General features: G+C 54.7%; 21 protein-coding genes and 1 pseudogene. 5 read left to right on the forward strand and 17 right to left on the reverse strand.

Features of this window, described 5'->3' with window-relative positions; genetic code table 11:
* Positions 1-21: 21 nt before the first annotated feature.
* From AC4EYZ_RS01275 to AC4EYZ_RS01315, 9 genes are all read right to left on the reverse strand, one after another.
* Positions 22-1095 carry a glycerate kinase gene (locus tag AC4EYZ_RS01275; RefSeq protein WP_022523770.1) on the reverse strand — a complete coding sequence of 358 codons (1074 nt, stop codon included), beginning with the start codon at positions 1093-1095 and terminating at the stop codon, positions 22-24.
* Complete coding sequence (locus AC4EYZ_RS01280) at positions 1070-2134, reverse strand: LacI family DNA-binding transcriptional regulator (RefSeq protein WP_008957891.1); 1065 nt, start codon at positions 2132-2134, stop codon at positions 1070-1072. Before AC4EYZ_RS01280 ends, AC4EYZ_RS01275 begins: the two co-directional genes overlap by 26 nt.
* Before the next feature lie 82 nt (positions 2135-2216).
* Positions 2217-2735: a gamma carbonic anhydrase family protein gene (locus AC4EYZ_RS01285; RefSeq protein ID WP_022523771.1), complete on the reverse strand. Its 519-nt coding sequence runs from the start codon at positions 2733-2735 to the stop codon at positions 2217-2219.
* Positions 2736-2747: 12 nt separating this feature from the next.
* Entirely contained in the window at positions 2748-3680 is a 933-nt protein-coding gene (kce, locus tag AC4EYZ_RS01290; RefSeq protein WP_022523772.1) for a 3,5-dioxohexanoate:acetyl-CoA acetone transferase, read from the reverse strand.
* A gap of 30 nt (positions 3681-3710) precedes the next feature.
* The gene (locus tag AC4EYZ_RS01295) at positions 3711-4646 is read right to left on the reverse strand and encodes a 3-hydroxyacyl-CoA dehydrogenase (protein WP_022523773.1); all 936 of its coding nucleotides are present in this window, start codon (positions 4644-4646) and stop codon (positions 3711-3713) included.
* 19 nt (positions 4647-4665) lie between these two features.
* A complete protein-coding gene (locus AC4EYZ_RS01300; RefSeq protein ID WP_022523774.1) occupies positions 4666-5439 on the reverse strand; it encodes an SDR family oxidoreductase in 774 nt (257 codons plus the stop codon).
* 23 nt (positions 5440-5462) lie between these two features.
* Positions 5463-6734: a TRAP transporter large permease gene (locus AC4EYZ_RS01305; protein WP_008957886.1), complete on the reverse strand. Its 1272-nt coding sequence runs from the start codon at positions 6732-6734 to the stop codon at positions 5463-5465.
* Between the two features lie 2 nt (positions 6735-6736).
* Positions 6737-7249, reverse strand: coding sequence for a TRAP transporter small permease (locus AC4EYZ_RS01310; RefSeq protein WP_022523775.1), 513 nt, complete (start codon positions 7247-7249; stop codon positions 6737-6739).
* A 62-nt stretch (positions 7250-7311) separates the two neighbouring features.
* On the reverse strand, positions 7312-8298 hold the full coding sequence (locus AC4EYZ_RS01315; protein WP_022523776.1) for a TRAP transporter substrate-binding protein: 987 nt from the start codon (positions 8296-8298) through the stop codon (positions 7312-7314).
* A gap of 673 nt (positions 8299-8971) precedes the next feature.
* On the opposite strand from AC4EYZ_RS01315, the pseudogene AC4EYZ_RS01320 reads away from it, so the two are divergent.
* From AC4EYZ_RS01320 to AC4EYZ_RS01330, 3 genes and pseudogenes are all read left to right on the forward strand, one after another.
* Positions 8972-9211, forward strand: a pseudogene (locus AC4EYZ_RS01320) (IS1380 family transposase); the annotation flags it as partial.
* Between the two features lie 121 nt (positions 9212-9332).
* Positions 9333-9533: a hypothetical protein gene (locus AC4EYZ_RS01325; protein ID WP_053857072.1), complete on the forward strand. Its 201-nt coding sequence runs from the start codon at positions 9333-9335 to the stop codon at positions 9531-9533.
* Positions 9534-9578: 45 nt separating this feature from the next.
* On the forward strand, positions 9579-11459 hold the full coding sequence (locus AC4EYZ_RS01330) for a monovalent cation:proton antiporter-2 (CPA2) family protein (RefSeq protein ID WP_022523779.1): 1881 nt from the start codon (positions 9579-9581) through the stop codon (positions 11457-11459).
* Positions 11460-11527: 68 nt separating this feature from the next.
* Here the strand turns inward: AC4EYZ_RS01330 and AC4EYZ_RS01335 are convergent, their stop codons facing one another.
* The 7 genes from AC4EYZ_RS01335 to AC4EYZ_RS01365 form a co-directional block, all read right to left on the reverse strand.
* A complete protein-coding gene (locus tag AC4EYZ_RS01335) occupies positions 11528-12745 on the reverse strand; it encodes a hypothetical protein (protein WP_022523780.1) in 1218 nt (405 codons plus the stop codon).
* Positions 12746-13018: 273 nt separating this feature from the next.
* On the reverse strand, positions 13019-14335 hold the full coding sequence (locus AC4EYZ_RS01340) for a DUF3422 family protein (RefSeq protein ID WP_022523782.1): 1317 nt from the start codon (positions 14333-14335) through the stop codon (positions 13019-13021).
* A 101-nt stretch (positions 14336-14436) separates the two neighbouring features.
* Entirely contained in the window at positions 14437-15405 is a 969-nt protein-coding gene (locus AC4EYZ_RS01345) for an LLM class oxidoreductase (protein WP_022523783.1), read from the reverse strand.
* Between the two features lie 124 nt (positions 15406-15529).
* Positions 15530-18268 carry an ATP-dependent Clp protease ATP-binding subunit gene (locus AC4EYZ_RS01350; RefSeq protein WP_022523784.1) on the reverse strand — a complete coding sequence of 913 codons (2739 nt, stop codon included), beginning with the start codon at positions 18266-18268 and terminating at the stop codon, positions 15530-15532.
* A 269-nt stretch (positions 18269-18537) separates the two neighbouring features.
* Positions 18538-18921 (reverse strand): EAL domain-containing protein, encoded by a 384-nt coding sequence (locus AC4EYZ_RS01355; RefSeq protein WP_272946855.1) that lies wholly within the window; start codon positions 18919-18921, stop codon positions 18538-18540.
* A gap of 14 nt (positions 18922-18935) precedes the next feature.
* Positions 18936-19277 carry a hypothetical protein gene (locus AC4EYZ_RS01360; RefSeq protein WP_022523786.1) on the reverse strand — a complete coding sequence of 114 codons (342 nt, stop codon included), beginning with the start codon at positions 19275-19277 and terminating at the stop codon, positions 18936-18938.
* A 755-nt stretch (positions 19278-20032) separates the two neighbouring features.
* Positions 20033-20455, reverse strand: a complete 423-nt coding sequence (locus tag AC4EYZ_RS01365) for a hotdog fold thioesterase (RefSeq protein ID WP_022523788.1) — start codon at positions 20453-20455, stop codon at positions 20033-20035.
* Positions 20456-21059: 604 nt separating this feature from the next.
* Here AC4EYZ_RS01365 and AC4EYZ_RS01370 point away from each other — a divergent pair.
* Together AC4EYZ_RS01370 and AC4EYZ_RS01375 are read left to right on the forward strand one after the other, a co-directional pair.
* Positions 21060-21293, forward strand: coding sequence for an MbcA/ParS/Xre antitoxin family protein (locus tag AC4EYZ_RS01370; protein WP_053857075.1), 234 nt, complete (start codon positions 21060-21062; stop codon positions 21291-21293).
* 90 nt (positions 21294-21383) lie between these two features.
* On the forward strand, positions 21384-21587 hold the full coding sequence (locus tag AC4EYZ_RS01375; RefSeq protein ID WP_141224406.1) for an RES domain-containing protein: 204 nt from the start codon (positions 21384-21386) through the stop codon (positions 21585-21587).
* Between the two features lie 191 nt (positions 21588-21778).
* On the opposite strand, the gene AC4EYZ_RS01380 is transcribed toward AC4EYZ_RS01375, so the two are convergent.
* Positions 21779-21925, reverse strand: a complete 147-nt coding sequence (locus tag AC4EYZ_RS01380; RefSeq protein WP_490204278.1) for a hypothetical protein — start codon at positions 21923-21925, stop codon at positions 21779-21781.
* Between the last annotated feature and the right edge of the window lie 178 nt (positions 21926-22103).

Genomic DNA, 22103 nt, shown 5'->3' on the forward strand with positions numbered 1-22103 from the left:
CTAAAAGGGCCGGCAAGCCTACTAAGCCGTTGCCAGCAGGCGTATGTTTACGCCTGCTGCCGTGGTGGCAATTACAGAGGTTACGCCTTCATCATAAGCCAACTGCCATCCCTCACCGAGGCTACCCGCTAACACAACTACTGGAACACCCATTTCCCGTGCGCAGCGGGCAATGCCAATTGGGGTCTTCCCTGCCATACTTTGACCGTCTAGCCTTCCCTCGCCGGTAATGACCAAATCGACAAGCTCAAGTCGTTGTCGAAACCCGACCTGGGTCATCACCAATTCAATACCTGGACACAGCTCCGCCCCGAGAAAGGTGCGTGCCGCGAACCCCATCCCTCCAGCAGCCCCTGAACCGGGTAATTCACGGAAGTCATTTCCCAGAGTCTCAGCCACCTTGCTGGCGAAATGTGCTAGTGCAGCATCCAATATGACGACATCTTTTTCGCTAGCGCCTTTTTGAGGGCCGAATACAACACTGGCACCGCGCTCACCGACCAGCGGATTATCTACATCCACGGCGGTCTCAACGATCACCTCAGACAGACGCGAATCAAGTCCATCAAGCTCCACTTGAGCAAGATTGATCAGAGCCGCCCCACCGGGCGACAGAGGTCGTCCTTGGTCATCAAGCAATCTTGCCTCTAAAGCCTGCAGCATGCCTGCACCCGCGTCGTTGGTCGCACTCCCCCCTAGCATGAGTATTATGCGCTTAGCACCCGCGTTCAGAGCGGCGATAATCAGCTCACCTACCCCATGGGTGGAGCTATGCAGTGCCGTGCGCTCCAGAAGAGTCAGGTGCTGCAGACCACACGCTTCAGCCAGTTCAATATATGCTGTGAAATTAATGGGATGCCAGCCCCACGCTGCCTGACGAAGTTCTCCCAAAGGTCCCTGCACCGTCTGGTAATGCCGCTCCGCTCCTGTAGCGTCAATCAAAGCATCCAAAGTACCTTCCCCACCATCGCCCATCGGGCAAGCATCATACTGTGCAGATGGTAAAGCTCTACAAATACCGTCAGTGATCGCGCTGACGGCCTCGCTAGCCGAGAGAGCATCTTTAAAGCTATCTGGCGCTAGGATGATGTGCATCGCTCACCTCCTCTAGGTTCTCCTTAGGATGGCGTGCCGAGCGGCGGGTGCTGTTTCGCAGCATTGGCGTTACCGGGAGCATGATGTGCTCCGTATTAATGTCGATCTGATTGATTTGTGCCATCAGTAGCTCAGTAGCCTTCAAGACCATTAATTCCACCGGCTGTTTCAGGGTTGTCAGGGAATGACTCGGCCAATCCGCCATCGGTATATCGTCGAAACCAATGACCGATACGTCATCAGGCACTGCAAGCCCGAATTCATGCCGCAAGGTATCAATAGCAGCGATTGCCATCAGATCGTTAGCACAAAACAGCGCATCCGGTGGTGTTGAATTAGCAAACAGGCGCCTCGTTGCATGGCAGGCATCTGCGTACCGGTAGTTACCGACCTCCATCGCATAGCAATCCACACCCACATCGGCAAGTCCTTTCAGAAAGCCGGCTTGCCGCTGGAGGTCGGTGGAAGAGTCTGGCAACCCTGCCAGATAGGCAATACGGCGATGACCAAGGGAGGAAAGGTAGTGACCTGCCCAATACCCCCCGCTGTAGTTATCACTGCCGACTTGGCTTATACCATCAAAATTGACAGTACGATTGATGACAACGAAAGGAATACCAAAATTCGCCACCTCCTCTGCCTGGGCGCTATCCATGGTTATCGCCAGCATCAGCACCCCCTCGACTTGGCTTCTAATTATGTCGTCAATTACCGTAGCGAAACCGTTATCTGACGGAGCAAAGAAAAGCTGAAGATGGTAGCCCTGTTGCTGAAAGTAGCGTGACGCCTTTTCCAGCATGACACTGTAGAAAGGATTTTCGAGGCTGTAAGCCACTACAGCAATGGTACGACTCGATCTGGTAATCAGCGAGCGCGCAATGGAGTTGGGGCGATATCCTAGCTCCCGGGCTGCCTCCAGCACCCTTTTGCGCGTTTTCTCCGCCACCTTGGCATCAGCTGAAAAGCTGCGACTCACTGCTGACTGAGACACACCAGCTAACTTCGCCACATCGCGGGAGGTTACGGATTTTCTTTTCATGCATCACGCTCCCAGAGGGCCGTTTAGATCATATACAGCCCGATTCATCAGAACCAAAGGCAGTGACTTACCGTACTCACTCTCAAACCTTTTCAAGAGACCGATACTGGTCGATCTTTTTCACGTAAACTTTGCTGTTATCTAATGCTCCTTGCACTTCATCATCGGTTAGCTCTCTGACCACCTTAGCGGGCACACCCATAATTAACGAGCGTGGAGGGAATCGTTTGCCCGAGGTGACCAAAGCGCCGGCACCTATGATGCAATGATCACCAATTTCTGCGCCATTGAGTAAAGTTGCGTTCATGCCCACCAGTACGCCATCGCCGATTTTACAACCATGTAACATGGCTAGGTGCCCTACGGTCACCTGACAGCCGATGTCGACCGGGTAACCAGGGTCGGTATGTATCACACAGCCATCTTGCAGATTGCTGCCTTCCCCGACGGTGATAGGTTCATTATCCCCTCGTAGCACTGCGCCAGGCCAGACAGAGACTTCGTGAGCAAGATGAATACGCCCGATAAGCGTAGCTTCTTCCATCACCATGGCATCTGGCGCTATCTCGGGAACGTTACCTTCGAGTCGATATACTGGCATTAAGTACTCTCCCTAGAAGCCGACTTGGTCGCCACCTTTAAGTTGAAGTATCTCGCGTGCTTCGTCGGGCGTTGCTATTTCAAAGGAAAGGCCTTCGAGAATTTCGCGTACTTTGGCTACTTGTGCTGCGTTGCTTTCGGCTAACTTGCCCGGAGAAAGCCATAGTGAGTCTTCAAGGCCGACGCGAACATGGCCTCCAATGGCTGCCGCCTGAGCAGCAATCCGCATCTGGTTGCCTCCGGCACCCAGCACTGACCACTCGTAGTCATCACCGAATAAGCGGTTGGCGGTTCGGCGCATATGCATAACATCCTCGGGGTGGGGGCCGATACCGCCCAGGATGCCGAACACACTCTGCACGAAGACTTTTCCACTAATAATGCCGCGATCCATCAAATTGCGTAAATTGTAAAGATGGCCAATATCGTAGCATTCACATTCAAAGCGAGTGCCGTTCTCTGCACCAAGTGTCATGGCCTTTTCGATATCAGCGAAAGTGTTCTTGAACACTAAGTCGCGACTATTCTCAAGATGGGCGCGCTCCCAATCGTGCTTGAGATCCTCATATCGGTTAAGCATGGGAAAAAGCCCAAAGTTCATCGACCCCATGTTCATAGAGGCAAGCTCAGGCTTAAACTCCATGGCTGGCCGCATACGTTCCTCAACGGTCATGTGAGGGCTGCCACCAGTGGTAAGGTTGATGACCGCGTCGGTAGCTTTCTTGATACGCGGTAGAAACCGCTCGAAGACAGCTGGATCTTGTGTGGGCTTACCGTTATCGAGATCGCGGGCATGAAGGTGAAGTATGGAAGCGCCTGCATCAGCGGCAGCGATACCAGCCTCGGCAATCTCTTCAGGTGTTACCGGTAGGTGTGGCGACATGGAGGGCGTATGGATGGCACCGGTTACTGCACAGGTGATTATGACTTTACGTTTATTAGCCATCAGAAGTTTCTCCTAGTTAAAGTGAAAAAGTTATTTGGTATCGATATGGCGCTGATGAGCCATCAGCGCCATTAGGCGTCGGTCGCGCCAAGCTTGTCGCTCAGCTAGACCTTCGGAAGGTAGCTGTGACCGGCGTTCTTGGCCCAAGGCAGCCAGGGTTGCGGTATCCCAGGGGTCATCATCGCTGCGCTGACGGTCGACATCGCGGTAAAGTGGCCCATAGCGCTGGCCGTAATCGACGACTCCATTAGGCGCATTGAGGTCGATGGTCTCGAAAGGCCCCATAAACGACCAACGCAGGCCAAGTCCGTGTTTAACTGTCTTATCCAGATCCTCAGCGGAAACATAGCCATCGCGAAACAGGCGTAGCGCTTCGTTCAACAATGCGCCTTGCAAACGATTGAGAATGAAGCCTTGGACTTCCTTCCGAACCAGTATCGGGGTTTGCTGAGCCTGTTCCATCAGTTGCATGGTGCGGTTCACCGCTGCTTCCGAAGTGTCTGGTGATGGGGCTACTTCGACGAGTGGAATCAAGTAAGGCGGATTGACGGGATGTGCTACTAAGCAGCGCTCAGGGTGTTTCAGATGGTTTGTGAACCGAGACGCGGCGATGCCGGAGGTAGAGCTAGCCAACACGGTATCTATGGCCACCACCGACTCAAGTTCTGAATAGATACGTCGTTTGGCATCAATGTCTTCTGGCCCACATTCCTGAACGTACTCAACATCCCTCATAGCATGCGCCAGATTGTTTTCTGTCTGGATGAGAGATAGCGGAACCTCAATATCTTCAATTAGGCCAGCCTGAAATAAGTCTTGAAGAGACTGCCGAATGCCGTCTCGGACTTGGCTGAGAGCGCTAGCATCAACATCATAGAGACATACAGACATCCCGCTTCGTGCAAAGACAATGGCCCAAGCCCGGCCAATCAAGCCTGCGCCGATAATTCCTATACGTGCTGTCATGAGGCTGCTCCTATATCAGTCACAAAGACTCAACGTTGGCGCAGACACTCAGCGCCTGGCCTGAAACATTGGAACCACCAGGTGCCGACAGGAACAGGGCCATAGACGCTATGTCGGAGGGTTCAACCATGCGTCGCATAGATATCTTAGAAAGATTTTCCTGCTCCATTTCGGCATAGCTAAGCCCACGCTTGACCGCACGATCTTCAATGACCTTTTCGATACGCGGTCCACGCACGATGCCAGGTAGAATTGCGTTGACTCTCACCCCTTCTGGGCCGAGCTCAATTGCCAAGCTCTTAGTCAGTCCGACGACAGCCCATTTGCTGGCGGCATAAGGAGTGCGGTATGCAAAGCCCAGGCGACCTGCGACTGATGCCAAGTTGATCAACAGCCCCTGGCTTTCCTTCAGTAACGGCGTCGCGCGGTGAGCAACCCGGTACTGACCATTGAGATTGATGTCGATAGTACGGGTCCAGGCGTCATTATCGATCTCATCGATCCCCGCAGTGGGCCCTGCGATGCCAGCATTATTAACGACGACGTCAAGCCCACCCAGAGAGACGACATCTTGGAACAGCCGGTCGACGTCTTCCTCTTTGCTGACATCCGCCACAGTGTGTGAGATGCCCTCCGGCAGCGAGGCCAAGGCCTGGGTGTCGATATCACAAACGTGCACTCGTGCGCCCGCCTCCTGGAAGGCCTTAGCGATTGCTAAGCCGATACCATTGGCACCAGCGGTAATCAGCACTCTGAGGCCATGGCGTGGCGTTAAACTTTCTACAACGGTCATAAGGTTTCTCTCCTTGGAGGGGTTTACAGCGAAGGCAGCCAAGTAGACAGGAAAGGCAGCAGGCTGATAATCAGAAGATTGATGAGTACGATTCCTACGAAGGGCAGTACGGACCAGGTGAGTCGAGCGATACTAATATTAGCTATCTGTGATGCCACGAAGAGGTTGAGGCCGACCGGTGGGGTGAACATTCCCATGGCCAGGTTGACCACCATTATGATCCCGAAGTGGACAGGGTCGAATCCGAAGCTGATCGCAATGGGTAACAGGATAGGCACGAAGATCAGGATCGCCGCTGCTGCCTCAATAAACATTCCTGCAAACAACAGCAGGAGATTGGCCAGGATAATGAACAGTAGTGGGCTGTCGATGGCCGATATTGCGAATTGGGACACCATATCAGGCACCCTTAGCCGCTGAAGCATACGACCATAGAGTCCTGCAGCGCCGATGATGCTTAGCACAATAGCGCTGGTAACAGCCGATTGTTTGAGGATATCAACCAGGCTGCTCAGTTTGATTTCCTTATAGATGACAAACCCGATCAGGAAAGAGTAAGCCACCGCGATGACTGCGGCTTCAGTCGGCGTGAATATGCCACTGTAGATACCGCCCAAGATGATGACTGGCATAAGGATTGCCAGGATCGCCTTGCGCCCCGCCCGCAGGACGTCCATCCAAGAACTCTTTTCGATACTCCCAGCCAAACCATTCGCCTTGGCGAAGAAGTAGGCAAAGATCAGCAGAGTCAGCGTTACTAGGATGCCGGGCAGAATGCCTGCGATGAACATGTCCCCCACGGACACATTGGCAGCTATCCCGTAAAGAATCAGCGGGATGCTGGGCGGGATAATGACGCCGAGGGCGCCGGAGGCAGCTTGGTTGGCGGCGGTATAGCCTCCAGGGTAACCCTTGGCCAGCATGGCCGGTATCAAGATGGAGCCGATGGCAGCGGTTGTGGCTGCGCCAGATCCTGAGATGGCCGCGAAGAAAAGTGAAGTGACGATGGCCACCATCGCCAAGCCGCCCGTCATACTGCCGACCAGGGTGTTGGAGAAGTCGACCAGACGCCGGGATATTCCACCGCTCTGCATCAAGGAACCCGCGAGGATGAAGAAGGGTATCGCCATCAACGGGAAGGAGTTCACCGAAGCGATGAGCTGTTGGGGAACGATCAACATGGGTGATAAATCCCCATGCCAAATAGTTATCGCAGAAGCTAGCCCGAGAGAGAGAGCAATGGGTACGCCGATGATGAACAGCGAAATCAGCAGTAGGAACAAGAGCAGTGCCATGGTCAGTTCACCTCCTGCTTGGGCTGATTGTGAATATTGAGTGCCTCATCAAGCAACAGCCCCAGGCTATTGATCATGATAACCACGCCTCCAACGGGAATGGCCATGTAAGGCCACATCATAGAAATTCTAGTACTGGGTGCTGTCTGGCTGGCGACCCGATCCATCAGGTCGTAACCGTGTTTCATCAAGATAAAGGCGAAGAGAGCGGAACACAGGATGATGGCAATTCGCAGCAGGCGCGCCAGTGTTCTTCCAGCGTGTTCCAGTAAGATGTCCACGGAGATTAGTGTGCCCTTACGATAGGCATATCCAGCTCCGAGAAAGGTCAACCAGAGCATGGAGAAGCGGGCTATTTCATCTGAGAAGAACAGCGGGCTGCCTACGACAAAACGGGCAAATACCTGCCAGAAGATAAGTACCGTCATCACTAACAACAATCCGGCCAATATCCAGCCGATCAGACGGTTAAACTCATCAATGGCTCTGTGGGCCAGTAGTAGATAAGACTTCATGGCTGCCTCATGCGTCGGAAAAGCGCCCGCAGGACGTCGTGTTACCTGCGGACGTTGTGGGCTCAGTATTCGTAATTGACGGCAGCGTCGACCAGATCCTCACCGATGGTGGGGGCCCACTCTTCAAGGACAGGTTTGACCGCTTCGCGAAACGGGGCAAGGTCGGGATGGGTTACGGTCATGCCCAATTCTTCGAGTTGCCCGAGGTAACGCTGTTCTAACTCCTGACTGGCCTCACGCTGTACCGGCAAGGCAATCTGGGCCGCCTCCATGATGATCGCCTGGTCTTCTTCGCTGAAAGAATTGAACAGATCCAGGCCCATCATCAGTGGCGCTGGCGAATAGACGTGTTGTGTCATGTTCAGGTAGTCCTGAACTTCGTAGAAGTTAACGTCATAGATGGTGGCCAAGGGGTTTTCCTGGCTATCCATAACACCTTGCTGGAGGGCGGTGTAAACCTCGGTCCATGCCATGGGTGTCGCGTTAGCACCCAGTGCTTCCCAGGTATCGACCTGGACGCGACTTTCCTGTGTGCGGTGGTTAATGCCTTCCAGATCGCTGGGTTTCTCGATTGGACGTACCGAGTTGGTGTTGTGGCGGAAGCCGTTCTCCATCCACGCCAGAAACTTCACGTTCATGCCTTCCTCGGCCAGCCGTGCGAGCTCCTCGCCATGCTCGCTGTCTAGAAAGGCATAGGCATGCTCGTGGTTCTCGAAGACGTAGGGTAAGTCAAAGAGCATGAATTCATCGACGAAGCCTCCCATCGGACCGGTGGAGGAAATGCCCGCATCGATGATGCCAAAGCCCATGCCTTCAACGACTTCGCGTTCAGCACCCAATGCGTTGTCGTAGTGGGGCTCAATGGTCAGTCGGCCTTCTGAGAGGCGCTCAAGCTCGTCACCAAACTTAAGAACCCCAATACCCTGCTGTGAGTCAGGGCCGAGCGGTAGACTCACATTGATAACACGTTCTGCTTGTGCAACAGCTTGGGTTGAAGCGACCAAAGCGATGGCAGCGGCCAAAGATGTGAGCGGAAGAAAAAGCTTCATACAGCACTCCTAGTTGTAATCCAGCAATAACGCTGTGCGTATTGTCGTTGTAGTCTGTCAGTTGCTTCATACGGGCCTCAGCCATGATTCTGCAATGCTGCTCAAGCCCAATTGAAGTTATAGAAGAGAATGCATACGTATGCAAAAATATTGGAGATATGCCTTTAAAATCTAGTTGTATCTAACTGATTAAAAAGGAATATACTTTAGTATTATCCATGAATACGTAGTCATATATGTTTAACAAATACGGGGGTCATTATTAATATAAGCTGAGTGAAGTAATACGCAAGCTTCCCTGGATTATTTTTTTAAAGGTAATCAAGAGCTTATAAGCAAAACGTTGAATGAAGGCAGAGACTCTGCCCCCAATACAATACAATACACCCCACTGTCCGAGACAAAATCTGTCAGGTCTGACTAATGAACAGAAACTCATTTCACTGGGATGCATAGTGCGGTGCTCTTAGATTGCTCTGAGTTGTTGCGTCAGCAGTTTATGGGGTTTCGGTAACAACGAGTTAGAATGTCAGCTTTGAACGGTAGCACCCATACAGGAATTTCCTGTTTCGGCCAGAAGCCGCCATTGAGACTTTCCTGATGTAACGCCAACATTCAGCAGCGGCCTTTACGTAGCGAAGCGGAGAAAAGGCCATCCGGTGGAGGGCCGAAGGCCCAGAACGAACTAGAACTAATGGTTAGATTAAAACAATATCCGCACGGCCTGAGCTGCCTGATGGGGAATCAAAACCGTAAGAGGTGGAGCCTAATGAGGTTTCGCGAGCAGGTGCTGAAAGTCGCCGCCACGCTCACCATGCATGCATTGCGGGTGACCTTGCACCTGGGAGCCGCCGCCGACAATTGGTGGCCAACCCTAATGCGAGGAGGGCCAAGATTGGCCGCATTGTCCTAACCGCCACCACGACCGCCTTTCTTAAGGCATCGTCCAGTGGTCGAGGGGGCCGTGAGCAAGCGCCCCGCCCTCTTTACTTGATATTATAAGCGACAAGTATTTAGAGAATAAATGAGCATATGTGGCGGTGCTGCCATGTCGTTGGCAGAAGAATAAGAACCGGAAGCGTGCGATCAGCCACTTTAACAAGACCGTGATGAATCACACGGGTTACCAGTTGACGGTTATGACCACGCTGATCATTGGGGTGAAGAAAACAGGTCTGTCCCCATTTTTGTCCCCCATTTTCGATACCGGAAGCGAAATGCAGCCGTTGGTCTAATGTTAGAAGAATGGGTATGTGATTTTCGACCTACGGACATGACTGATGACTGACTACTTTGTTCAGGCGTTTATCTACCTGGTGGCAGCGGTAATCGCGGTGCCACTGGCCAGACAGTTCGGGCTGGGGTCGGTACTCGGTTATCTGGTGGCCGGTGTGGTCATAGGACCGGTGACAGGACTGGTGGGTCAGGAGGCCCTTACTCTTCAGCATTTTGCCGAGTTCGGCGTGGTAATGATGCTGTTCCTGGTGGGGATGGAGCTTGACCCAAAATCCCTCTGGGCCATGCGGGTCAGGCTGCTCGGTCTTGGCGGCCTGCAGGTCACACTGACTGCAGCCGCCGCCACCTATTTTGCTTGGTCCCAGGGGATGGCCTGGCAAACAGCCGTGGCAGTAGGGTTTCTCTTCTCCCTCTCTTCAACAGCGATTGTCTTGCAAACACTTACCGAAAGGGGGCTAGTCAAAACCGAAGGTGGCCAGAGTGCCTTCTCAGTGCTGCTTTTCCAGGACATTGCAGTGATTCCCATGCTGGCCGTTATCCCGCTGCTGGCCGTGTCCGAAATGTCCGGTAGTGGCAGCGAGGGCGGGCATAGCAGCCTCAGCCTGGTTGAGAACCTGCCGGGCTGGGCGCATGGGCTGGCCGTTGTCGGCGCGATCGTGATCGTGATTATCTGTGGCCATTACCTGAGTAGGCCGCTGTTCCGCTACGTGGTGCAATCCGGCATGCGGGAAGTATTCACCGCCGCGTCCCTGATGCTGATTATCGGCATCGCGGCGCTCATGAGCCTAGTGAACCTCTCACCTGCGCTCGGCGCATTCCTGGCCGGTGTGGTCCTCGCCAACAGCGAATTCCGGCACGAGTTGGAAGCCAATATCGAACCTTTCAAGGGGCTACTGCTGGGGCTTTTCTTCATGACCGTAGGCGCGGGAATCAATTTCGGCGTTCTGGCGGCTTCATGGGATACGATCTTTCTTCTCGCCCTGGCGGTTATCATTGGCAAGACGCTGATTCTGTTTGGCTTGGCTTTCGCATTCGGCATCCGCGGCAGTGAAGGCTGGTTGTTCAGCCTCGGGCTGGCCCAGGCCGGTGAGTTCGGGTTTGTGCTGCTGACCTACAGTACCCAGAACCAAGTTATCCCTGCAGACACCGCTCAGGTGCTGTCACTGGTGGTGGCCCTGTCCATGTTCCTGACACCGCTGTTGTTCATTGTCTATGACCGGGTGGTGCTGCCACGCTATCAGAAGGCTTCCAATGAAGAAGCAGAGCCGGACGAGATAGAAGAGCAGGCCCCGGTGATCGTGGCAGGGGTCGGCCGCTTCGGACAGATCGTGTGTCGTTTGCTTCGCGCCAACAACATTCCCAGCGTAGCCCTGGACCATGCTCTGGATCAGATCGAAAATCTGCGCCTGATCCAACTGAAAAGTTACTTTGGCGACGCCACCCGCATCCAGCTACTGGAAACCGCCGGCATTGCCGAGGCACGCCTGCTCGTCGTCGCCATCGATGACCGCGACCGGGCCGTGAGCCTGGTGCGTCACGTCAAACAGCTTTACCCAGAGGTCTGGATACTCGCCCGCGCCTTCGACCGCGGCCATGGTTACGAGCTGCGTGAAGCCGGCGCCGACGACGTGGTGAGCGAGACCTACTACTCCGCCCTGGAACTCGGCGGCGAGGCCCTCACGGCCATGGGCGTCCACCCACAACGCGCGCGCCGGATGACCCGCTCCTTTATCGCCAGCGAAAAAGCCCACGAAGATCAACTGTTCGACACATGGCGCAATATAGAAGAAGGCATCCACTTCAGCCCGCGCTACGGGGAGTTGTTCATGAAGCTCGAAGAGGCATTGGATCATGCCATGCGGGAGGACGTACGGCTAACCGAGGACGAAACACTGGCATGGACACCACCAAAGAACAATGGTTGATCGCGAAAACAAAGAGATACTAGAAGGCCGTCCCACGTTTGGTTGCGTCTTTTAATTGTCGACGCGCATCAGCGCTTATCCGCTTCTTGGTTGCGGCGTCGCTGCCGGTAGCCATAAGTAGCGTTTCTGACGGTTTCTTCATCTTCTAATCCGGCCCCCAGGGCACCAGCGATGGTGGCAACCGAAGTCGCGAGCCAAGCAAGGGCAGTATAATCTAGAAGGCTGGCCGCTTGGCCGAGTTGCTCTTCCAGCATGTTGGCCGGAATGAAAACGAGGACCGTGAAACAGAACAGACCCAGTAGGATCGTATAATAGAATATAACCCCAGTACTTAGCGTCAGTACAGTGACCGTATTGTAGAGGCGAACCAAGTGTGGCAGTGGGGAGTTTCTTATCGACTCCCAAAGAGAATGCGCAAGTATGATCCAGGCGATCATCGCCACCATGGAGACTCCCATCAGAAGAACAAGGCGAGGCCAACCATAATTGGCGCTGAGATTCCAAAGGGTGGGAAACACTAGGCCATAGGCACCGGTCGCGAACGCTACGGCGATGACGCCTTTGAAAGCAGGAAAGATGGTCCAGGGGCGGTTGGCGCGAACCATGCCGGCCAGGATGCGAAGATTGCCGTTAATCCATGAATCAGCAATGAAGCGTACGTCGAAGGACTCTCCCTCGCCCGATCGCGTGACCCGCCGTATCGGGAACAACTTCTCGTAGAGGCGTCTGCCCAGTAGTTGCCAGGCACCTTTGCCACGCAGGCTCTCGTGAACTTTATAGGATTGCTCAGTACGCTGCTCTTGGCGAGCACGGTCCTCTTCCGAGCTGCCATGATGCAATTCGTTGACCAGTTGCAGAATCGCTTCGCTAAGGCGACGGCGTACCGCGGTAATGCCGAAAGCGGGTAATGAGATTATTGCAACGCCATGCACCATGCTGGTTTCAGCTATCACGAAGCGTCCAGACTTGTGGATCGGCAAATCGGTAATGCAAATCGCGTAGTCCCACTGCTGATGCCGCTTGTATTCGAGAATACTCCCGATGATATAGGTGGAAACCTCTGCAGCGCCGATCAACGGATCAACGATGAGTTGAACCTCCCAGCTCAACCGGTCATCTACGTAGTTGGCCAGAAGTTCGGGTAACTGGTCGATTACCTTTTCGGCCATCTCAGCGGACATCTCCGGAGCAGGTACTAGGCCCACCACTTTTCGGCATGGGTTAACCGTCTGGATCCCTTCTGCTGCGGGCTGCTTGGTGTAGACCTCGTTTTGAGCTTTGGTCATAAGCGCTCCTTGACGACGTAGCTAGCGGACTTAGGAGTGGGACCCTGTAAAGCCCGCCTAGTATATCCAAGCTTAGATGAAGATCAGCATAGCGCGACTCTCGCTATAGTCATTGGAGAAATTGAAACCGGGCCCCATCAGCCGGCCATGCTCGCTGCCCTATCTCTACCCCAAGAGATTAGATGACTGGGTCCATTAAATGCTGGCATCCCTACCGGACGCTCCACGATTACCCCATTCCGCGTTTCAAGCCGGTAGATAGTATTAAGACTTTTACAACGCCGTGGAATCGTCGTGGGCATGTCTGATCCGACGAACCCTCCACCAGATCAACAGCATCACGACGGGTACCAGTACCGACATCACCGGTGTGACAACATCGTAAATGAATGGAATTCCCTTCAGGAAATAGCCTGAAAGACTCACGACGTAATATGAAATTGCTGCCACAGACAAGCCTTCAACCGTTTGCTGAAGACGCAATTGCAGCTTGACTCGGTTATTCATCGACGCCAGCAAGTCCCGATTCTGGCGTTCCAGTTCGACATCGACCCAGGAGCGCAGTAGTGAGATGTTTCGGGTCAGTTCGTCGGAGAGCTTGGCCTGGCGCTCTTTAACCGAAAGGCAGGTTCGCATCGCAGGCGCAATACGGCGCTGAAGGAAATCCCGCCAGGTGAAGTATCCGGATACGCCCTCCTCCACTAGCGCTGCCAACCTCTCTTCAACAATCTCGTAGTAAGCCCGGCTGGCGCCAAATCGATAGAGATTTGCAGCAACGCAGGCCTCCAGTTTTGCCGCCAGACTGGTCAATTCTGACAGAAGGAGGTGGTTGTCACGCCGCGCTTCCGAGTTCGTCGACATCTCATCAGTCATCATGGCCAGTTGTGACTCCATGCTTCGCAGCTCCTTCGTCATTGACCTGGTCAATGGCAACGACAATAAGGCCAAAGTCCGATAGGTCTCAATCTCCAGAAGACGTTGCGCCAGCGCCCCCGCTCGCGCGGGTTTCAAATCACGCGCAAGGATCAGGATGTGCGTCAGGCCGTCTTCATCCTGTCGGAAATCGGTCAGGATGGCAGCGTTCCCACTTTCTACCAGCGAGTAACAAAGGCTGGAAGGATCGAAGCGATCTACCTCCTTCTCAGTATCTGAATTCCATGGAAGAAAGGTCAGGCGCACGCCCGATACCACCGGGCCGGGAGGGATGAATCCATGCTTGAACGGATTCTCGCCGCATGGTTCTCCGGTTTCGGGATCAAGCTCGGCACACCACAGATACGTCGAATACTCCGAGTGCTTTTCACAATGCAGGTCTCCGTCTTCCCAGGCCAAGCCATGAAATGACGTAGATTGGTCAGGCTCAGCCACGCGGAGACGACCAGACAACTCATTCATTGCCAACTTATCCTTGGTCAGATCTCCTCCCCTCATGAAAGCGAACTGCAACATCTCCCTCGGGGCCTGAATCATGAGGAGTGGGCGTGCATGCACTTCGTTCACGGCCGCAGCCCTGTCGGCATAAGCCGGCATTCCATACACCGTATCGCTTGAGGCCGGCTGATCGTTCGGATTGTGGATCGACTCGGCCATAATGACCTCGGTTGACGGGTAAAGGAAATACAGAGCGGGACTCTAGTAACACTATAGCTCACTACGCGAAGCCCTATGTGCATACCGAAGCCCTGACCGGCTTATACCGACATGGCGAAGTCAGGTAAAACGAATTGACCGATTTCCTCAACGACCTCGCCGGCAGGTCGTTGGCCGTATTTCAAATTGATAATCACATGGTTTACGCCGATCTCCTGCAAACTGTGGAGCAGCGCAATAAGGTGATGCCGTCCCAGTTGATACCCCAAGTGGATCGGCCGTGGGGGTGTCTGCGGGTTATCTGTCAGGTCGAGGTAAAGTGACTGGCTGAAGGGTTTGAACAGCTCGCCACATTCATCACGAACCGCCGTGCGCCAGCTCTCGACAACCACTTGCTGGGACTTCGGGGGGCGCGGATAACTGATCCACCCATGACTGTAGCGGGCGATCCACTCCAGCGTCTGGCGGCTATGGCCGGTCACGAAGAATGGAATTTCCGCTGTGGTTGGCTTGGGAATCAGATCGGCTCCCTGAAGCGTCCCGCCCGACCAGGTCAAAGGCACGAAACTGCTGAGCTGAACCTCGCGAAATACCTTGAGGTATTCGCGGAACAGGCTGCCGCGTTGCTCCGGGTCGACACCGAACGCCGGGAACTCTACCGGACGGTCACCGGAAGCTACGCCGAGTAACAGACGGCCACCACTGAGTTGATCGACACTCGTTGCGGCCTTGGCAGTGTGCAGGGGATTACGGATTGGCAGGATGACCGACGCGGTACCCAGCGCAATCGAGCGAGTATGTGCGGCCATAAAACCCAGGTAGACCCAGGGATCGAACACCTGGCCCGAATCCCCGAAGCTGGGGTCGCGTAACGGCACGTCCCGAAACCAGAGAGCAGAGAAACCCAGTTGCTCGGCACGTTGGGCCAAGCTCACCTGGTTGGCCATAGTCGGCATATCGCCGGTAAAGGCTTCGAGAGGGAAGAAAAGGCCCAGGCTCAGGCGGCCCTGGCGGTAGGTGCGCTGAAAGCCAGGTTGTTGCTGATAGGGAATGGAATTCGGAGTAAACATGCTCTTTCCTCCACTTATTCCCGCTGCAAGGCGGCGAGACACTGCGAGACGGTCGAGTACACCGGGTCTATCCCATTAGTCCCCATTAGTCGCTTCTCCCCTGGCCGCAGCTTCCGTGGCTTCGTTACTCCGGTTCGGAGGCAGGCACCCTTGTTTCCTTCTCCCAGCGGACCTCACTTCGCCCCTTGTCGTAGACGAAGCGCAGGCTATCGCCTTCCTCTATTTCGCCGCGCAATACGGCACTCGCAAGGCGCGTCTCGATCAGGGAACGGATCTGGCGACGAAGTTCGCGCGCACCGAACTCTGGCCGGTAGCCGATATCCGCCAAATGGTCGATGAGCGAGTCGTCAAACTCCACGGTCAAGCCCTGCCCGTGCGCGATACGCTTCACGCGTTCGAGCTGCAGACCTACGATGTCACGGATCTGTTTGCGGTCGAGCGCGTGGAACACGATGATCTCATCGATGCGGTTGATGAACTCTGGGCGGAGATAGCGACGAAGCACGTTCAACAGTTCCGACTTCAATTCCGCGGCGTCCTTGCGCTCGTCCTCCGGGGCCTCGAGGTTTTCCCGGATAACATCGGAACCGATGTTGCTCGTGGCGATTATGATGGTATTGGTGAAGTCTACGACACGCCCTTTCCCATCAGTGAGCCGCCCATCATCGAAGACCTGCAGCAGCACGTTCTGGACATCCATGTGTGCTTTCTCGAACTCGTCCAGTAGAACGACACTGTACGGTTTTCTGCGCACCTTTTCGGTAAGCTGCCCCCCTTCCTCGAACCCGACGTATCCGGGAGGCGCCCCGATGAGGCGCGCAACCGTATGCCGCTCCATGTACTCGCTCATGTCAATGCGGATCATCGCCTCTTCATCACCAAAGACCGTTTCCGCAAGGGCTTTGGTCAATTCCGTCTTTCCCACTCCCGTGGGTCCGAGGAAGAAGAAGGTTGCGATGGGACGGCGGCGGTCGCCCAGCCCGGCGCGAGACAAGCGCACGGCATCGGATACGGCTCTTACCGCCTCGCCCTGACCGACGACCCGCTGATGTAGACGCTGTTCCATCTCCATCAGCCTGGTGCGCTCCTCCGTGGTGAGCTCTGCCACCGGAACGCCGGTCAGGCGCGACACGATCTGTGCCACATCCTCGACGCCCACCTGGTTAGCGCTAGTACTCCGGGTCGTGTTCCATTCCTCCAGGCCTTGGTCATAGTCGCCCTGGTGTTCTTCAATACGAGCTTCCAGCGCGCTCGCGCGCTCGAAATTCTTGCGGTTGGATGCGTAGTCACGCTCACGCCGCAGCTGGTCGATCTGTGCACCGAGCTCGTGAAGCTCCGGCGGCCGCGAAGTGCCACCGATTCGTACCCGGGCAGCCGCCTGATCTATCAGATCAATGGCCTTATCCGGCAGGAACCGGTTGGTGACGTAGCGGTCGGCCATCTCCACTGCGGCGACAATCGCCTCATCGGTGATCGTCACCTTGTGGTGAGCCTCCAGTCGATCCCTGAGCCCTCTTAGTATATTGATGGTCTGCTCAATCGTTGGTTCGGCGACGAACACCGGTTGCAGCCGCCGCTCCAGCGCAGCGTCTTTTTCGATGTGCTTCTGGTATTCGCCCAGCGTGGTCGCCCCGACCAAATGCAATTCACCACGCGCCAGTTGGGGCTTGAGGGTATTCGCGACGTCCAGCCCGCTTTCGCCCCCGGTCGATCCGGCGCCGACAATGGTGTGCAGCTCGTCGATGAACAGCACAATCTCGTTTTGGTGGGAAGTAATCTCGTCGAGGACCTGTTTGATCCGCTCCTCGAATTGACCACGATACTGGGAGCCCGCCACCAGCGAGTTGATGTTTAGCTCAACCACCCGTTTGTTCTGCAACAGGTCCGGCACTTCGTTGTGAACAATTCGCTGCGCCAGCCCTTCGACGATGGCGGTCTTGCCGACCCCCGGCTCACCGATAAGAACGGGGTTGTTCTTGCGGCGCCGGGAAAGAACCTCGATCAGGGTCTCGACCTCGGCCGCTCGCCCGATCACCGGGTCGAGCTTGTCCTCGTTAGCCAATGCCGTAAGATCCCGACTGTACTTGTCCAGGGTTGGCGTGTCGCTTTGCTCCGGCAGTCGCCCCTCCTGTGCCCCCTTTCCAACCACCTGCACAGCCTTCTGCCGAAGACCGTGTGCAGAGAGGCCATAACGGTTCAGCAAGTCGCTGGCCAGCCCCTCCTCCTCGGCTAGACCGATCAGAAGGTGTTCGGGACCAATATAGCCATGCCCGAGGTCTCTCGACGCCTGGAAAGCGCGCTGTAGCGCGGCTTTCACCCGTGGGGAGACGCCGATCTTTGTAGGCCCGTCCGTTTCAGGTTCGCTCGCAGCTTTGGGTGTCAATTGCTCAATCTGGGCCTTGAGTTCCTTGGCCGATAGCTGGTATCGCTTGAGGAGCGCCTGCACCACATCGTTATCGGCCAGCGCGTAAAGCAGGTGGCTGGTATCGATGAGCTGCGAACCCCACTCCGTCGCGGTAGCCGCGGCTTGCTGCAGAATCTGCTCGCTTTGCTCGCTAAGCAGGTCACCGAGGGCGACCGATTCGCTATCCTGCGGCCGGCCGTTCTCTCGACTGGCGACACTGCCAAAGCCGAAATTCTCGTCTCGCGCCAGCCGCTCGAAGAAATCGTCGGCGAGTAGCCCGCTTCCAAAAAGGGATTCAAACGGAGAGGCACTTCGTGCTCTCAGGCGCAAATAATCCGTTTGGCATACGTTGAGGGTGCGTCTTCGACCGGCTTGTGAAACGGTGACCTGCAGAGCCGCAGGGCGTTGCCGGCAGATATCGCATGATACTTGGGGTGATTGTTCCGCGCTCTTGCCCATGATGCCTCCGTTGTACCGTTGTGTGGCTTACAACAGTCGTATAGGAACGGCTAAGCCTTGGAGAAGGGGCGGAGCCCAGTGAAACCTGGGAGGGGGCAGAGCCCGGGAGAAGATTAAATAAGTATAGCCCGAGGTAGACTGAAAGCAAGGCGGCACGAAGCAGCAGGGCCCCGCCATCCCGGGCGAATGAACCGCCAGCACCAACTCCATACCCTGGTTCTGTTTTACTGCTGGCCGTGTTCGAACAAGCCGCATCAACACAAACCGCGTCAGAGGTGCCTGCCGACGTGCCCCACACGCAACAGTTTAGTTAGATCCTCTGTCGGCACCGGCCTTGCGAACAGGTAACCCTGCATATACCGACATCCGCTTTCACGCAGCAATCGGCACTGCTCCGGTGTCTCCACGCCCTCGGCGATAACATCCAGATTCAGGCGCTGAGCCATGGCGATGATGGCGTCGGCGATCGCGGCACTGGCCGGATCGCTGGTGATTTCGCGGACGAACGACTGGTCGATCTTAAGCGTATCGATCGGGAAACGCTTCAGGTAGCTCAGGCCGGAATACCCGGTGCCGAAGTCATCCACCGCGATGCTCACGCCGTAATCCTTGAGGCACGTCATCGTTGCGACCGCCGTATCGACATCCTCCATGAGCATGCTTTCGGTCAGCTCGAGTTCCAGGTGTTGCGGGTCAAGTCCGGTCTCCGGAATAACCGGGGCGGTTCACCAACAGCAAATGGAGCCGCCCAGCGCTTGACATATTCCCCTATCAACACGCCGTGCACAGCAGGCATGTCTAGAGCTTGGGGTAGGTTGACCGAAGTAAGCCGTGCATGGGCATGCGGTGAGCGCAACACTGCAGCATGCAAGGTACCCGGAGGTGTAGCGAGATCACCACCATAGCGTCCAAGCCCCCTCAGCAGGGCTTCGTCTTCGACGCGAGCTTGGCTCTTGCCAATAAAGTTGCTGTGCTTACTATTAAGTCCGGTTGGCTCAAGCGCGGTCATGCTCTCCTCCTTGGTGGCGTCATGAAGGCCGACCACCTGTAAGGGAGTCTAAGGAGCACACGTGGGGAAGCCTTGCCTCACAAAATGAGAACTTCCCGAATTGTACTGAGATTTTCCCGAGAGTCTGATCCGTGCAATAGCCCCCAGACACAACGCGCCGCGACAGGGTGGTTCAACACATTAATAGAAGGCAATTGACCTTCCCTGCGCTCGGCGAGCACTGCCGTCTGGCAGGCGTGCGAATCGAAGAAGGCTGTCGAGGGTTGCTAAGATAGTTTTGGAAACTGTTTCACACCTAGGGTGCGAACCGCTGAAAAATATGACATTTCCAGATGAAAGCTAAGCATATCGTCTTCGCTTGCATCGATGCCTGATTCTTACTGAGTCGGGTTAACAATGCTTTTCAAAACCTGCCTCGAAGCTTGTTCAGACAGAACAGCGAGCATCCCAGCAGCGTAAGGCATAATGAATATCGACACAACGCTGATGGAGTATCGCCATCGTCTCACTCAACCTAGCCAGACAAAGGTTCTCTCGACAAGCCAGTGATGGCGTCCGAGTCGTTGATCACCCTCTATGCCCCGGCGAGCGATGCGAGGCTGGATGCCGCGAGCCTGATATGACCGGCGGCAGCGAGAACGCTCTGGTCGGCCCCTTGAAACTGCTGAACACTATCGAGCATCGAGCAGAGCCATCAAAAGCAAACTGTCATGCATGTTGACCCTCGACAGTAGGATGGACAACGGAACATGCGTTTACCATTTATTGATAACGGCCATGGTCAACCTAGAAACGCAAACCAACCTTTCATCGTTATTTTTGATATGTATTTCCCATATCTGAGTAGATCCGCCGATATGTAGCGGCCTCGCTGTTCCATAGACCCAGCCAGACTGCATTGGCCTCACATGGTTCGCATTAATCTCCTGGCCAACGGCGATCTTGCTGCAGTCTTTCAGACAGAAGTTAGCAGCTATACTACCTAGGGTTTCAGCAAGTACTACCGATGCACCACCATGCAGTATGCCGGCAGGCTGAATGGTTCTTGCATCTACTGGCATCCTTCCACTAAGAGAATCATCCCCAATTTTAGTGAATTCAATTCCGAGATGACTTATTAGGGTCTCCTTTGCACTCAAGCCAAGCTCATCAAGAGTTATCTGTTTTTGCCAAATCATAATTCATACCCTGTTATGATAACCAATCACACGATTAATAAAAAACCGCAGATACAAGCGTTGCTATACTATTAGAAAGAATCTACGTATTTCCTGAACCGTTGAACAACAGCTCCTCCCTAGCCGGCAGCTCCGCGTCGGCACTTTCTTTGCCACTCCCCAGCCGGCTATCAGCCCATACATGCTCAAGCCCCATTAACTTAAGCCAGTTCGGCTTATTAGTGAAGTCGAGCAGCCCTCTTATTAAGCGGCATGCTTGCGAGGATGTAGAGCCGAAGGAGCAATATTCAGGCGCTTTCGCTATCGAAACCTTCTTATTAGTGAGGAGCACCCAAAGGTATAGCGATTCCTCACGGGAGCGGTGCCGCCGGACTGGTATCGCCAAAGCGTCGTCGAACCAAGTCCTTCCCATGCGGTCAACATGGACTTCACCTCGCAACTGTACGAGCGCCTATTCAGACCCGGCGGATTATTCATACGGAGCCTAACCGGAAGGCTGGAAGTGCCAAATGACCTTTTCAGTAAGCCTCTATTAATATCCGTAACCATGTTTGCATTACCCTCTCTATGGTCGAGTCCTGTCAAAAAAGGAAACCTGCATCGCTTGTACAAGCGTAAGGCCCTGGGCCGTGCTCAGAGCGAGGAAGTGCTGGATACACTGAAGCTATATGTCGAAGCCGGAAAGGTCTTAGGTGATCGTGATAGCGCCCAGGAGTGGCTGCACAGCGAGGTTCGAGCGCTGAATGGGTCTCAGCCCATCGATATTTTCGATACCTTCGCTGGCCGCGAAATGGTGAGGGATGTACTAGGCAAGATTGAGTTCGGGGAGTTCAGCTAATAATATTTTGGATGCGGGGAGGCAATCATCTCGCAAAGCCACATAAATGCCCTTAGCACTTACCAACACTAAGGGTACCCGAGTCAAGTTATATCGAATCACCTAAGTACGCTATTTGACCACCCTTTCTGGCCAGGGGGCGGAAGCTGCCGAGACGGTGGGCGCTGGAACAAAACCGGCCATTCTTTACTGTATTTCGGCCTGTTAGCTGCGACCGTCATGCTCGAAATGGGGAACTACACCTCGAATCCCCGGCGGCGTTGCCAAAATCATGCACATCACCGCGCCAAGTAGTGACTTCTTCAGGCTACCGCCCTCGGTGAACACCACGAATAAAGCCCATCGTGAACGTAAGCATGGCCACCAAAGTGATGGGCAAAAAAATCCAGCAGCCCATGCCAGAAGTTGGGGTCTCTGCCATTCATAGGGCGTTTCTCTTTTCGTCTTGGGTTCATAGCGCACCTCTCTCGGGCGGGCCTCGTCAGTTAGGCGATGGAAATACCGCCAGCCGCTTCATAAACACTCAGCAGATCATCTGTCGCCAGCTCCCGCTGGCCATAGCCAGCATCTGGGACGCTTGCCCAGATGCACCGACACGCATGAATCGCTTCTTTGATGCGGCCATAATGGATTAGGGAAAATGCCTTGCATTAGCGTATTGGATAGCTCCTAGACTCAGTATTGAGACTGACTATTGCTGAGGAAGGCTAGTACGCTCACCGTACTATAAGACTCCAGGGCAAATAACCAGACTCTAAGGCATGAATGCATATTTCCAGGCAAAGCGTCGCGCCGGGTAATTGGCGAGAA

It is taken from the genome of Vreelandella sp. 162(4c) (assembly GCF_058152265.1).

Excerpts from the sequence above, each read along its gene's own strand:
- AC4EYZ_RS01275 (WP_022523770.1), bottom strand. The coding sequence starts at position 1,095 with ATGCACATCATCCTAGCGCCAGATAGCTTTAAAGATGCTCTCTCGGCT.
- AC4EYZ_RS01280 (WP_008957891.1), bottom strand. The coding sequence starts at position 2,134 with ATGAAAAGAAAATCCGTAACCTCCCGCGATGTGGCGAAGTTAGCTGGT.
- AC4EYZ_RS01285 (WP_022523771.1), bottom strand. The coding sequence starts at position 2,735 with ATGCCAGTATATCGACTCGAAGGTAACGTTCCCGAGATAGCGCCAGAT.
- kce (WP_022523772.1), bottom strand. The coding sequence starts at position 3,680 with ATGGCTAATAAACGTAAAGTCATAATCACCTGTGCAGTAACCGGTGCC.
- AC4EYZ_RS01295 (WP_022523773.1), bottom strand. The coding sequence starts at position 4,646 with ATGACAGCACGTATAGGAATTATCGGCGCAGGCTTGATTGGCCGGGCT.
- AC4EYZ_RS01300 (WP_022523774.1), bottom strand. The coding sequence starts at position 5,439 with ATGACCGTTGTAGAAAGTTTAACGCCACGCCATGGCCTCAGAGTGCTG.
- AC4EYZ_RS01305 (WP_008957886.1), bottom strand. The coding sequence starts at position 6,734 with ATGGCACTGCTCTTGTTCCTACTGCTGATTTCGCTGTTCATCATCGGC.
- AC4EYZ_RS01310 (WP_022523775.1), bottom strand. The coding sequence starts at position 7,249 with ATGAAGTCTTATCTACTACTGGCCCACAGAGCCATTGATGAGTTTAAC.
- AC4EYZ_RS01315 (WP_022523776.1), bottom strand. The coding sequence starts at position 8,298 with ATGAAGCTTTTTCTTCCGCTCACATCTTTGGCCGCTGCCATCGCTTTG.
- AC4EYZ_RS01330 (WP_022523779.1), top strand. The coding sequence starts at position 9,579 with ATGACTGACTACTTTGTTCAGGCGTTTATCTACCTGGTGGCAGCGGTA.
- AC4EYZ_RS01335 (WP_022523780.1), bottom strand. The coding sequence starts at position 12,745 with ATGACCAAAGCTCAAAACGAGGTCTACACCAAGCAGCCCGCAGCAGAA.
- AC4EYZ_RS01340 (WP_022523782.1), bottom strand. The coding sequence starts at position 14,335 with ATGGCCGAGTCGATCCACAATCCGAACGATCAGCCGGCCTCAAGCGAT.
- AC4EYZ_RS01345 (WP_022523783.1), bottom strand. The coding sequence starts at position 15,405 with ATGTTTACTCCGAATTCCATTCCCTATCAGCAACAACCTGGCTTTCAG.
- AC4EYZ_RS01350 (WP_022523784.1), bottom strand. The coding sequence starts at position 18,268 with ATGGGCAAGAGCGCGGAACAATCACCCCAAGTATCATGCGATATCTGC.
- AC4EYZ_RS01355 (WP_272946855.1), bottom strand. The coding sequence starts at position 18,921 with ATGGAGGATGTCGATACGGCGGTCGCAACGATGACGTGCCTCAAGGAT.
- AC4EYZ_RS01360 (WP_022523786.1), bottom strand. The coding sequence starts at position 19,277 with ATGACCGCGCTTGAGCCAACCGGACTTAATAGTAAGCACAGCAACTTT.
- AC4EYZ_RS01365 (WP_022523788.1), bottom strand. The coding sequence starts at position 20,455 with ATGATTTGGCAAAAACAGATAACTCTTGATGAGCTTGGCTTGAGTGCA.